Annotated in this window: 8 protein-coding genes and 1 pseudogene; 6 read left to right on the top strand and 3 right to left on the bottom strand. The window is 67.9% G+C overall.

Features of this window, described 5'->3' with window-relative positions:
- On the bottom strand, positions 1-451 hold a 451-nt coding region (locus E2C05_RS22070), incomplete at its 3' end, for a hypothetical protein (protein ID WP_205082968.1).
- Between the two features lie 693 nt (positions 452-1144).
- Here E2C05_RS22070 and E2C05_RS22065 point away from each other — a divergent pair.
- Positions 1145-1654: a hypothetical protein gene (locus E2C05_RS22065; protein WP_133221809.1), complete on the top strand. Its 510-nt coding sequence runs from the start codon at positions 1145-1147 to the stop codon at positions 1652-1654.
- A 214-nt stretch (positions 1655-1868) separates the two neighbouring features.
- On the opposite strand, the gene E2C05_RS22060 is transcribed toward E2C05_RS22065, so the two are convergent.
- On the bottom strand, positions 1869-2834 hold the full coding sequence (locus E2C05_RS22060; protein WP_133221808.1) for a hypothetical protein: 966 nt from the start codon (positions 2832-2834) through the stop codon (positions 1869-1871).
- Positions 2835-3586: 752 nt separating this feature from the next.
- Between E2C05_RS22060 and E2C05_RS22050 the strand changes: the two genes are divergently transcribed.
- The gene (locus E2C05_RS22050) at positions 3587-4417 is read left to right on the top strand and encodes a hypothetical protein (RefSeq protein WP_133221806.1); all 831 of its coding nucleotides are present in this window, start codon (positions 3587-3589) and stop codon (positions 4415-4417) included.
- Positions 4418-4572: 155 nt separating this feature from the next.
- On the opposite strand, the gene E2C05_RS22045 is transcribed toward E2C05_RS22050, so the two are convergent.
- A protein-coding gene (locus E2C05_RS22045; RefSeq protein WP_133221805.1) for an IS3 family transposase occupies positions 4573-5810 on the bottom strand; the annotation gives its coding sequence in 2 pieces (ribosomal slippage) (positions 4573-5474 and positions 5474-5810; 1239 coding nt in all).
- A 110-nt stretch (positions 5811-5920) separates the two neighbouring features.
- Here E2C05_RS22045 and recD2 point away from each other — a divergent pair.
- The 4 genes and pseudogenes from recD2 to E2C05_RS22025 all read left to right on the top strand — a co-directional run.
- Positions 5921-8119 carry an SF1B family DNA helicase RecD2 gene (gene recD2 / locus E2C05_RS22040; RefSeq protein ID WP_200305954.1) on the top strand — a complete coding sequence of 733 codons (2199 nt, stop codon included), beginning with the start codon at positions 5921-5923 and terminating at the stop codon, positions 8117-8119.
- Between the two features lie 90 nt (positions 8120-8209).
- Entirely contained in the window at positions 8210-9238 is a 1029-nt protein-coding gene (locus tag E2C05_RS22035; RefSeq protein ID WP_133221804.1) for a cytochrome-c peroxidase, read from the top strand.
- A 26-nt stretch (positions 9239-9264) separates the two neighbouring features.
- A complete protein-coding gene (locus E2C05_RS22030; protein WP_158292296.1) occupies positions 9265-11394 on the top strand; it encodes a putative bifunctional diguanylate cyclase/phosphodiesterase in 2130 nt (709 codons plus the stop codon).
- A 612-nt stretch (positions 11395-12006) separates the two neighbouring features.
- Positions 12007-12750 (top strand): annotated as a pseudogene (locus E2C05_RS22025) (IS1380 family transposase); the annotation flags it as partial.
- Between the last annotated feature and the right edge of the window lie 174 nt (positions 12751-12924).

Genomic DNA, 12924 nt, shown 5'->3' with positions numbered 1-12924 from the left:
GCATCCTGGGGCATGGCCGGCGCCACCCGCGCCCGGGGGCTCGCCCCCGGGCGCGGGCAGTCGCGCTGGACTGGGGAATTTTCAGCCAGCACTTCCGGGGAGGATTGGGCCAGCAGCTACAGTCGGCGCGCCAGCAGAAGGCGGCTTCGATGGCGCGCTGGAGAAGGTCACGCAGCGCATCGTGCGACTGCTCGGGGAGATACAGCAGGACGTGAGCGTGAAGGCCGCGCCCCGTGACGCGTTCGAGTGCCCAGAGATAGGCGGCCAGGAAGTCGTGGTCAGTGGCGAAGCGGTGGAGCGTGGCGAGCAGCAGCGCCCGCAATTCTCTGGTCTGCTCCAGGGTCGGCTCGCTCCCATCGAAGAGCTGGCAGCCGCGAAAGGTGACGTGGACGGCCGTGTTGAGCGGCAGGTTCAATGTCTCGGCGAAGCGATGGGCGTTGAGCAGGCCCAAGGCCGCCGATGGCTTGATGCAGAGGGAAGGTCGAGCTGGGAGTGGCATAGGAGGTCTCTAACTAAGGTTTAACTACTACGCTTACTGTTCGCCCGAACTGGATCAGGGAGAGTTGAGACGCCGCCAGGCTCGTTGCGGATTCAATTCATGGTCGACGGTGGCGCGGTGGCTGCCGGTCCGCCGGTCACGAGGTGGCCTCGGGTGGTGTACGTCCTGTGTGATGAGGAGCCGGCCTTGCCGTGTGCGCACGACCCGAACGGCGTTCTCACGGGGGGTTGCGTCGGCCCAGGCGCCGCGCCGCTCGGTCAGCTGCCGCTGTCGGCCGAGGTACTCGCCGGGGTAACGGTCAGCGGCGCGGACCGCCCACAGCAGGCCGGCTGACAAGGATGGATCGGGCTCTGGCATGACGGTCCTCGGGCGGCAGTCTCTCAACTTGCATTATATATTCCACCCCTGGTGCGCCCAACCGAACCGGCGAATCTTTTTGGCGTGCACGGCGACTTTCTTCGTGCTGGGACGTGCCGTCTCGCCGAGGTGGCGCCTCGCGCCCACTCTGTCCCACCGCGCTGCCCAGCGCATGCCGCGTCGCTCAAGGCCACTCGGTGGTTCGTGCGTGTGCGGCCTGGCCCCGCGGCTGCTCCGCCGGCCGGCTCTCGCTCCACCGTCGTCGAGCAGCGGGCAGGGATCGGCATCATGATGGGCCTGAGGGAGAGCTGCGCTTCGACCAGCTCCGCGCCGCAGCCCAGCACGACCGACCTTCACGCCGCGAGCCTCGCCGCCGGCGAGTTCGGCCGCGCCCTGGCCGAGTTGATCGCCGACCTTGCCAGCCGGGAGACTTACGGCTTGCTCGGCGCCCTGATCGCCTGCGACGTGTTGCCGCAGGGCGGCGTCGCGACCGACCGGCTCCTCGGCTTCGGCGTGGTGGATGCGACGGACCGGCCGGCCGCCTTCGCTGAAGCCCACCCAGCGCAATTGGCCGCCGAGCCCGACCCAGGCGCGCCGTCGGCAGACGACGCCCAGGTCTGGAACCCTGGCAACCTGCTCGGCCTGGTGGAGGTGCAGGGCGTGGCAGCGCCAGACCAACCGGCGGTCAGCAGCTTCGGGCAGTTCGCCTGGCCACTGGATCTGATCCCGATGCTGCCGGATGTCGTCGGCGACGATGCGGCTCCCGTCGTGACCAGCGGGGACTGTATTCTGGCATGACGCTGGGGTTCAGCGCCCGGGGCTAGGTGCCTCCAGTTCGCACCAGGATTCCGCTGGAGGCCTCCGGCAGGCCTCGGGCTAGGAGGGTGGCGCAGCGTGCCGATGGTGGCCTCCACGGGCTTCCTACGAGTCCTGAAGGGGTGATAGCATGCAGGAGCCGGAGACCTGCCGGCGCGCCCAACCGCTTCCCGCGGCCAGATGCCGGCCGCGCTGCTTACTCGGCAGCTGCCATCGCCTTGTCGGCAGCCGGCGACGCAAGCCGAGCTGCAGGTCCTGCCGCCATCTCACGCATGAGGCGCGCCTGCATCTCCGGGGCATAGATCGCGTGGCACATCCATCTGAGGTCCGTCCGGTCACGCCAGTCATGCTTCGCTCGCGCGGCCTTGCCGATTGTGTGGGTGGAGCCGCTGCGCTTCGTGACCCGGACATTGCCCTGGGGCTTGAGCGCGACACCAGGCCGCCGGCGAGGAACCCATGTAACCGTGCCGTCCTCGGCTATCTGCTTCTCTTCACCGACTTGGAGATGGCGTCCAGCGAGCTGGCCGAGGGTGACGCGCTCGCCCTTGACCACGAGCACCTCGTCCGGGTTGGCGCCCTTGCTGATATATCTGAGGCGCTTGATGGCGTCGTGGTCGCTCACCCACCAGTGCCAGTCCGACATGCGCTCCGGGTCGATGAACATCGGTTTCCAGCGCCGCTCGATCGCGGCAGATCCTGGCGGCGTGTCCTCCGCCGGCGGCTTGATGAAGCTCGACGCCGGCCAGCCGCCGAAGCTCTTCAAGAACTCCTCGAGGTCGGCCCGCAGCGCGACCCAGTTCTCCACCGGGAGATGCTGGAGGATGTGCGGTCCATGTCCTCCCTCTGCCGGGTTCTCGATGCTGTAGACCAGGACATGTGGCAGCTGCCGGCTGCGGCACCATTTCCGGATGCCGGTCAGGAAGCGGTCGCGGGTGCGAGAGATCTGATCGGCACTCTGGTCGCCCTGCTTCCAGCCCTGTGAGCCCCGGAAGTTGATGGTGATCCAGGTGTTCAAGTCGAGCCCCCTCTCCCAGGCGAAGAGGAAGGCGTTGTAGATCTCGAGGAGCTGGACCTTGGGTATGAAGGAACGGGCATCACGAGCGGCGGTCTTCGGCGTGCCGCGTGTCGGCCCTCGCTTCGCCAGGGTGGGGGTGTGGGTCAAAGCTCGGCCTAGCTGTTGCAGTGGCCTCCCTTCCCAAGCGCTCGTTGACGGAGAGCTGACGAGCTTTCTTGCTCTGCCGAGGTTTCGAGAGAACCTCCGAGGTGTCTGGTATCCCTTCGTCCATGGAAGGGGATCAATGGGCTGGGGGTAGCTATAGAGGAATAGACACCTTACTCGCCGGGACAGGCCCGTCGCTCAGAATGATGACCCAGTCTCGCGTCTTGCGCGCCGAAACTGGGTTAATTTTCGTCCGGCGGTGATGACCAGGGCAGTGCACCGGGCGATCCTCGCCCTCCTTGTGACACCGGCTCAGGCTCGCCGGTACCGCTGTCGCCCCAGGACGACATCAGTTGTGGCCATGCTTGCCGAGGGACCGGCACCTGGGGCAGGCCTCTTGGTTGCGACGACGCTCCAGGGCGCGCCACTCAGTCTCGGCCATCGTCCTCGGAGCGGTCTGCGCGCTGCTGATGGGGTGGACCAATATCACCGTCATTGGCTCGTCGCTGTAGTGGACGCTTTCCGTCACCGCCAGCGCGGCGGCGATGCCCTGTGCCTCAATCTGGCGGGCGACCTCCTCCAGCGCGGCGTCCGAGAATCAAGGCACCGGCCAAGCCAGGCGTGCGGGCCCATCGCGGCGATCACCGCCTACCATTTCTTCGGCTCGCCCCCGAAGGGTGATGTCGAGCGGCCGATGCTCACACACCAGCCCGGCGGGCTCTCGCTCGACTGGCCGGACGGGAGAACCTGAGCGGTTGCGGCCCGCTCTCGGCAAGAGCCCGCAGGACGGTGTTGTCAGATGGTTAGCCGACGCCCGCGTCGCAGATCGCAATCAGCCGCTTTCCTCCCGTCCTTCCTGGGTTGGTTGGCGATCGCGCATCTACGGCGCTGGCGGGCCGGTGCACGGCGCGCAAGACTTCGCGCCGGTGGCGACCAGGGCAGATGACATGGGTGGCAGCACATCTGGCGACGACAGAGACGACCGTGTCCACTGGCGGGATGAGGAGGAACTGCGGATCGAGTTCCGGGCGGCCGGGCACGTGCTCTGGCTCGGGCTGGTTCAACTCCTAGCCCTGCGTTGGGAAAGCAAGTACCTCGCCCACCAGGTCGCGTCCGGCCCAACCCGCCTCCTGTCGAACTTGGCCAAGCTGCGATGCCGGCCCGACGGGCGCTCACCGCGGGCGGGAGAAGTCTTTGAGGACCTGTGCCGGGAAGTCACTCGGGGCGGCTTGACACTCGAGGGGACGGTTCAACGAATGCTGGCGCGGCCATTGGCTGGGCAGCCGCGTTCTGGTCGCGGCGCGGCGGAGATTGCCCAGCTGATCGAGGCGTTCCTACGTTGCTATGCAGCCGACTGCGAGCGCGGCGAGCTGACCTGGGTCGACGAGATCCGCGCCTGGGCCGCACCGGGGGAGGTGGCCGTGAGCTGGATCGTAGAGGTGCCGCGAGGGGCGGTGGGCGCAGCGGAACTGGTGGTCCGCATTTCCTTGGACGCGCTGGAAGCTGCGGGTCTTCAGGCAGGCGATCGCCTCGTCATAGAGCCTCGGCCGGGCGGCCTCTGGCTCGGCCGGGCACCGGGACGATAATGCGCCTGATCGGAGGATGATGAGTCGCGACCAGCGGTGGGAAGTTGCACCGTCGCTGTGTCCCTGACCGCCCGTTATTCAGCCTTCCGCGGTCTCGCTTTGCCTCGGAGCCGGCAACTGCCGCGCCCGGCAGTCCCCTTGTGGAGTGGCCCCCATCAAACCGGACATGCGGCTTGGTTGGCTGACTGCTGTGCGATGAACTCACGCGGCGAGCGCATGCGCAAGCCGGAGTGTGGATGGACAGTGTTGTAATCCTCGAACCAGGCGGGGATCTGCTGCAGGACGGAGATGGCGTCCGGCCTGGGGTTAACGCGGGTGTAGTCGCGCTTCAGGGTTTTGACGAAGGCCTCGCAGACACCGTTGCTCTCGGGGCTGCGGACCGGCGTGAAGCACGGGACGAGATTGAGCGCCGCGGCGAAGTCGATTGTCTCCGCAGCGGTGTAGGCCGAGCCGTTGTCGGCGAGCCACTGGACGGGCTGCGGGGCGCGGATGGCGTCGAACCGGCGCTCGACGCAGTCGAGCATCATGTCGCGGATCATCTCGCCGGAGATGCCGCCGCCGGAGGTGGCGACCCAGGCCATGATCTCGCGGTCATGGGTGTCGATGGCGAAGGCGACGCGGACCACCTCGCCGTTCCAGCAGGGGATCTCGAGACCGTCGGAAGCCCAGCGCTGATTGGAGGCGGGGGCGACGAGGGTGCCCTCATGGGCGCGGATCGGGCGCCTGCCGGTATGGGGCTGCAGCAGCATCGAGGAGAGGCGCATCAGCCGGAAGATGCGCTTGTGATTGAGCGGGGGCTCGCCGGAGCTGCGCCTGGCGCGGTTCAGCAGGGCGGTGACGCGGCGATAGCCGTAGGTGGGACGTGCGTCGGTGATGGCGCGGATCTCGGCGAGCACGGCCTCGTCCTCGGCGCGGCGATAGGGGCCACGCCGCGGCCGATCGGGCTGCCGCAGTTGCTCGACCAGGTTGGACCTCGCGACGCCGAGGGTGTCGGCGACGGCCTTCACCGGGAACCGTCCCGTGGCGGCGACGGCAAGCGCAACGCATGTTTTTTTGGGCGCGCCTGCTCCAGGGCTTCGCGGAGGATCTCGGCCTCCATCGTCTTGCGGCCGAGAAGGCGCTCGAGTTCGCGGACCTTCGCTTCGAGCTCGCGGACGCGGCTCGCGGCCACCACGTCGTCGTCGGCCCTGACTGCCTCCAGGCCACCCTCGGCCATGCGCCGCCTCCACCCGAACAGCAGGCTGGGGGAGACGCCGTGCAGCCGGGCGACGGCAGAGACCGTCATGCCGGGCTGGGTCGTCTCCTCGACCAGCCGGACCTTCTCCTCGGCAGTGTATCGCCTCCGGCGCTCCCGGCCGGTGATGATTTCGACGCGCTCGATGGGCTTCGACATAGGCGCACGCCTAGGCTTACGCCCAGGCCCTCACGCTTGCGCCGACTGTCCGGTCGAATTGGGGGCCGCTCCACCTTGCGAGAGACGACTGCCCACCCTGAAAGTGGAGCGTGCCCGACAGCCCCGCCCCTCCCGCGCCGGCCGCCGCCGCAGCCCTGGAGGTGCTGGCCGGGCTGGTCGAGCGCGTCACCTTCCACAACGCCGAGAACGGCTTCTGCGTGCTGCGCGTGAAGGCGCGCGGCCGCCGGGACCTGGTCACCGTGGTCGGCCACGCCGCCACCATCGCCGCCGGTGAATGGGTCAACGCCGGCGGCGAGTGGGTGAACGACCGCGAGCACGGCCAGCAGTTCCGTGCCAGGTTCCTGCGCACCTCGGCCCCGACCACCGCCGAGGGCATGCGCAGGTACCTGGCCTCCGGCATGATCCGCGGCATCGGCCCAGCCTATGCCGGCAAGCTGGTCGGCGCCTTCGGCGAGGCGGTGTTCGAGGTCATCGAGGCCAGCCCGGAGCGGCTGCGCGAGGTGCCCGGCATCGGCCCGGTGCGGGCCGGGCGCATCGTCGCCGCCTGGGCCGAGCAGAAGATGGTCCGCGAGATCATGGTCTTCCTGCACCAGCACGGGGTCGGCACCTCGCGGGCGGTCAGGATCTTCAGGACCTACGGGGCCGAGGCCATCCGGGTGATGACCGACAACCCCTACCGCCTCGCCCGCGACATCCGCGGCATCGGCTTCCGCACCGCCGACGCCATCGCCGAGCGGCTCGGCATCGCCCGGGATGCCCTGATCCGGGTCCGGGCCGGGATCTCCTACGCGCTGTCGGAGGCCACCAACGAGGGGCATTGCGGCCTGCCCCGGGCGGAGCTGGTCGCGCTCGCCGGCAAGCTGCTGGAGGTGCCGGCCGAGCTGATCGGCATGGCGCTGGCGTTCGAGCTGGCCGAGGGCAGCGTGGTCGCGGATACGGTCGCTGACGCGGACTGCGTGTTCCTGGCCGGGCTGCACCGGGCCGAGCGGGCGATCGCCGACCGGCTGCTGGCCTTGCGCCGGGGCGCGCCGCCCTGGGGCGAGATCGAGGCGGAACGGGCCCTCCCCTGGGTCGCCGCCCGGATCGGCCTGGAGCTGGCGCCGAGCCAGGCCGAGGCGGTCCGCATGGCGCTCACCGCCAAGGTGCTGGTGATCACCGGCGGCCCCGGGGTGGGCAAGACCACCATCGTCCGCGCCATCCTGCGTATCCTCGCCGCCAAGGGCGTGCGCATGCTGCTGGCCGCCCCCACCGGCCGGGCCGCCAAGCGGCTGGCCGAGGCCACCGGCCTGGAGGCCCGCACCCTGCACCGGCTGCTGGAGGCCGACCCGGCCAAGGGCGGCTTCCGGCGGGACGCCGACACCCCGCTCGACTGCGACCTGGTGGTGGTGGACGAGACCTCGATGGTGGACGTACCCCTCGCCAACGCCCTGCTGCGGGCGGTGCCGGACGGAGCGGCCCTGCTGGTGGTGGGCGATGTCGACCAGCTGCCCTCGGTCGGGCCGGGGCAGGTGCTGGCCGACCTGATCGGCTCGGGCGCGCTGCCGGTGGTGCGGCTGACCGAGGTGTTCCGCCAGGCGGCCGCGAGCCGGATCGTGGTCAACGCCCACCGGATCAACCGCGGCCAGATGCCGGAGCTGGAGCGGGCGGCGCCGGAGAGCGACTTCCATTTCGTGCCGGCCGCCGACCCCGAGACCGCCGTCCAGCGCATCGTCGAGTTGGTCGGGACCCGCATCCCCCGCCGCTACGGGCTCGACCCGATCCGCGACATCCAGGTGCTGTGCCCGATGCAGCGCGGCGGCGTCGGCGCCCGCTCGCTCAACATCGCCCTGCAGGCGGCGCTGAACCCGGCCAGCGAGAGCCGGGTGGAGCGCTTCGGCTGGACCTACGCGCCCGGCGACAAGGTGATGCAGCTCGACAACGACTACGAGCGCGAGGTGTTCAACGGCGATGTCGGCCTGGTCGAGGCGGTTGACCTCGAGGCCGGCGAGGTGGCGGTCACCTTTGACGGCCGGACCGTCAGCTACGGCCTCGGCGAGCTGGACGCGCTGGCGCCGGCCTATGCCGTGACTATCCACAAGAGCCAGGGCAGCGAGTACCCGGCGGTGGTGATCCCGGTGCTGACGCAGCACTACGCCATGCTGCAGCGGAACCTGCTCTACACCGGCGTCACCCGCGGCAAGCGGCTGGTGGTGCTGGTCGGCCAGCCGCGGGCGGTCGCCATCGCGGTGCGCGGCGTCGCCGGCCGGCGGCGCTGGTCCAAGCTGCGGGAGTGGCTGGCCGATCGGTAGGACATCCTCCCTCCACAGTCTCGATCGAGGCACCAGTTCGACGCATTTTGATGCACGGTCGTGATATCAAGGAGAAGTCAGTAACACACGATGTGGCGCCTCGAGGGCATTCAGATGCGTTGCTTGCTCTCAATCTTTGCCATCATCGTGGCGACGCTGACGCCCGCCACCGCGCAGCCCACAAGCGACGACGCGCTTCGGACTGCCTTTGCGCGTCCGACGGCGGTACCGTATCCAGCCAATAACCGCTTCACGGCCGAGCGCGAACTGCTTGGGAGGACGCTGTTCTTTGACCCGCGACTGTCGGGCTCTAACCTGCTGTCTTGTGGCTCCTGCCACAACCCGGCCTTCGGCTGGGGTGATGGCCAGGCGATCGGACGCGGACATGCCATGGTGCCGCTGACCCGGCGCTCTCCGAGCATTCTCAACTTGGCCTGGAGCAACGCCTTCTTTTGGGACGGCCGCGCGCCGACGCTCGAGATCCAGGCGCTGGGCCCGCTGAGCAACACCATCGAGATGAATATGCCGATCGATGCCTTACCCGGCAAACTTGCTGCGGTGCCGGGCTATCGGCGGCTGTTCGAGGCGGCCTATCCAGGAGAGCCGCTGTCGCTCGATACGATCACCCGCGCCATCGCCACGTTTGAGCGAGGGCTGGTCAGCGGTTTGACGGCCTTTGACCGGTGGGTCGCAGGCAACAATGATGCGCTCTCGCCCGCGGAGCGACGTGGCCTGGACATCTTCGTGGGACCAGCTGGTTGCGCGGCGTGCCATACGGGCTGGAACTTCACCGACGGGCAGTTCCATGACACTGGCCTTCCAACGCGAGACGTCGGGCGTGCGCAGCTCGACACGCAGGATCCTCATGCGCTATTCGCATTCAAAACGCCCGGTCTGCGCGATGTGGGTCGTCGGGCACCCTACATGCACGATGGTTCACTGCCGACGATCGAGAGCGTTGTGCGCTTCTACGAGACAGGTGGTGAAGAGCGGCCGAGCCGCTCCCCTCACATTCGGCCATTCCGCCTGACCGAGATCGAGCGTGCCGAGCTGCTGGCCTTCCTCAGAACTCTGACCGCGCCACCGCGGGACGTCGCAGTCCCGTCACTTCCCCGCTGATGTCGGTCGCCCGGAAGGCCAGAGTCATGACCATACGCGCCTCCCTGATCGCCGGCATCGGCGTGCTCGGGCTGTTGGGCGTCGTCCAGGCAGGCGCGGCCCTCCTCGGCCAGAGAAACTTGAACTGGATATTGGGCACGCAGGGCGTCGTGATCGCCAGCGTCAATGCAATTGCCGAAGCACAGCTCAGCTTTGAGCGGGCCGACCGCGCCGCGCACGAGAGCAGGCGTGCAGCCGATCTCGATTCGGCCGAGGCCGCCGCCAAGCGCTTTCGCGCCGAGGCCGACACGCTCATGCGTGCCTTACAGCGCAGCCTGGAGACGGAAGATAGCTTTGCGCCGGTGCTGCAGGGCACGCGAGACTGGATCAGGCAGACAGACCTCCGGCTCCCCGGCAGCATCGCCGAAGGTCATGCCGAACTGCTGCGCGAGGACCTTCTCGAGGCCCAGCGCGACGATCAGCAGCAGGACATCGCACGTGCCGTCGCCGCCATCATGTTGTCCGCCGAGCAGGCGCGGCGCGGCGCCATGGCATATGCGACGACAACCCAGACCGTCGTGATCGCGCTCGTCCTCGGGTCCCTGGCGTGCTGCCTGTGCATCGGCCTGTTCCTCGTTCGTCAGGTGCTACACCCCCTTCGCGCACTGACGAACGCGACTGGGCACGTCGCGGCAGGCAATCTCGAGCGCCCGGTCGAGGGTGTTGACCGAGCGGACGAAGTGGGCGAGATCGCTACCGCACTAGATGCCCTGCGACGCGGAACCCTGCAGGCCCGAGAGGCGCAACAACTGGCCGACGCCGAGCGAGCCGCCGCGGCCGAGCGTATCGGCTACTTGGCACACCACGATCCGCTCACCAGCCTTCCCAACCGCGTGCTGCTGCATGAGCGCCTGCAGCAGGCGATGGCAGTTGCTCGGCACAACGGCCAGTCCATCGCGCTGCTTTGGATTGATCTCGACCGGTTCAAGGCGGTGAATGACTCGTTCGGGCATTCGGCGGGCGATGCGCTCCTGCGTGAGCTCGCGCGTCGCCTGAGTGGTGCTATTCGGGCCACCGATACGGTGGCTCGGCTCGGCGGTGATGAATTCATCATCATCCAGACTGCCATGGAACGACCGCAGGATGCCGAGAGCCTGGCCGCACGATTGATCACACTGCTCTCGGAACCGGTTGACCTTGAGCACGGTCGACAAGCCGTGGTGTCTGCCTCCATCGGCATTGCCGTATTCCCAGAGGATGGCGCGACCTGCGAAACACTCTTGGCAAACGCGGACCTCGCCATGTACCGCGTCAAGGGCGAGAGCCGGAACGGCTATGCGTTCTTCCGTGCCGAGATGGATCGTGCATCGCAGGACCGATGTGCACTGGAGCAGGAGCTCCGGTTTGCCCTGGCAAGAGGCCAGCTCTCGCTCGAGTATCAGCCACAGGTGGATATGGCCAGTGGCCGCGTGCATGGTTTCGAGGCGCTGCTACGGTGGTCGCTGCCCGAGAGAGGTTCCGTTCGGCCCGACGTATTCATCCCCGTCGCGGAGGCGAGCGGCGCAATTGTCTCAATTGGGGCTTGGGTTCTCGAAGAAGCCTGCCGCGAGGCAAGCGAATGGCACGAGCCTATGCGGATCTCGGTGAACGTCTCGACCGCACAATTCCAACAAGGCGACTTCGCCGAACTGGTGAGCCGGACCTTGGTCGCTACGGGCCTGGACGCCTCCCGCCTGGAGATCGAGGTGACCGAGAGCATGCTCAGCCGCGACCCGGCGCGGATGCTGGAGGTGCTGAACCGCCTTCGTGCGATGGGCGTCAGCGTGGCGATGGACGATTTCGGGACCGGCTACTCCTCGCTCGCAACGCTACGCGCTTTTCCCTTCAACCGCCTCAAGATCGACCGATCCTTTGTGCGGGATCTCGAGGTCAATCGGGAGGCCGCGGCCATCGTTCATGGCGTGCTGGGGCTCGCAAAAGCCCTAAGCTTGCCCGTCGTTGCCGAAGGTGTGGAAACCGAGCAGCAATCGGAGTTTCTGCGCACGGCGGGTTGTGACGAAGCTCAAGGATACCTCTTCGGCAAGCCAAGGCCGATCTCCTGCTACGACCATCTCACGCATCCGGCCGCCTCATCACGCACTGCAGACATCACCTCTGGCGTGCTAGTCGAAGCGTAGCACAGCCGTGCTTCACCCGCGGTCGGGGCCGAGCGAACGGGTTGCCTTGTACGCTGACGCAGCCCTCCATCCGCTCGGTAGCTTTCTCGACAACGCCGGAAGCACCACGCGCATCGTGAGCGACGGGGACCCTCATGGTTTCATCGCCGGCAGGAAAGAGGCACGCTCCTGGATTATCGGCGGCAACGCAACGACTAGGATAGGCCCGATGATGCCACCTAGCATTACAGCTGCATTTTTGGTTTCAAATGGGCGCGTTGTGCGGCGGCTTGGTGGGCGCTCCGCCAGAGTGATCATGTGATGACCTGGGCTGGCTGAATGCGGCGCTGCGCGAGGCGGTTGGCGATGCGCCTGATCTCTTGGACTGACCAGCGGACGCGATCCGGCACCGCTTGGCTACTCTGGCCAGGGCTTTTTCGGGCTGCGGCGCACTGGCCTTGCGGCGGATGGTCGCCAGCATGGCGAAGGCCAGCATGACGAGCGAGATGTGGCACTGCCAGCCGTGTCGGGACCTAGCCCGGCTTATTCGTCAGGGTTGGCGGACATGGCGCAAGCCGTTGATCGGTCATAGAATTCGGCTGCGAGACCAGAACCCAGCCGATTCCGGAGCCCATGCCCGCCAAGGTTGAAGCTACCCCCGCGCTGCCCGGCCTGTCACCGGTCTGCGGCAAGCCCATCATCGCCCGCTTCGATGGCGGCCAACTCTCATCGGATGCCGGCGTGCTGGCGCTGCGCGAGATCGAAAGCCGCCTCGGTATTGCCGATCGCCTGGCGCGATGCGTGGCCGACCCCCGCGCAGCAGGGCGCGTGGTCCATGGCATCGCCGACATCCTGCGCTTCCGGATGCTGATGATTGCTGCCGGCTACGAGGACGGCAACGACGCCGACAGCCTGCGGTACGACCCGGCCTTCAAGCTCGCCCTCGGGCGCCTGCCGGACGGCGCCGCGCTGTGTTCGCAGCCGACCATCTCGCGCCTCGAGAACCTGCCGCGGACGCGTGACCTGCTACGCATGGGCCAAGCCATGGTCGGGCTCTACTGCGCCAGCTTCCGCCAGGTGCCACGCCGCATCACCCTCGATATCGACGACACCTTCGATGCCGCCCATGGCGACCAGCAGCTCCGGCTGTTCAACGCCTACTACGACGAATATGGCTTCCAGCCGATCGTCGTGTTCGACGGCGAGGGCCGCCCCGTCGCCGCCCTGCTGCGCCCGGCGCGTCGGCCCACCGGGCGGGAGGTGCGTGGCTTCCTCCGCCGGCTGGTGCGCGAGATCCGCGCCCACTGGCCGCGGGTCGAGATCCTGCTCCGTGCCGACAGCCACTACTGCGCGCCCGAGGTGCTGGATTTCTGTAAGCGCTGGCCCGGTGCCCTTCTTGTCTTGGACGGAAGTCGCTGAGAGGTAGGCTATCGCGGAGGAGAGGCGATGGCCGGATCGAAGTCTCACATTGGTGCTAGCACTGATGCAGCCGCAGATGGTGTGACGCGGGTTGAGATCGTCACACGCGGCGAGCCGAGGCGCGAGTACACC

Origin of the sequence: Paracraurococcus ruber, from assembly GCF_004353985.1 — a bacterium.
Classification (GTDB): Bacteria; Pseudomonadota; Alphaproteobacteria; order Acetobacterales; family Acetobacteraceae; genus Paracraurococcus; species Paracraurococcus ruber.
Note: the sequence above shows the minus strand (reverse complement) of the source record. Positions and strands in the feature narration are given on the sequence as shown.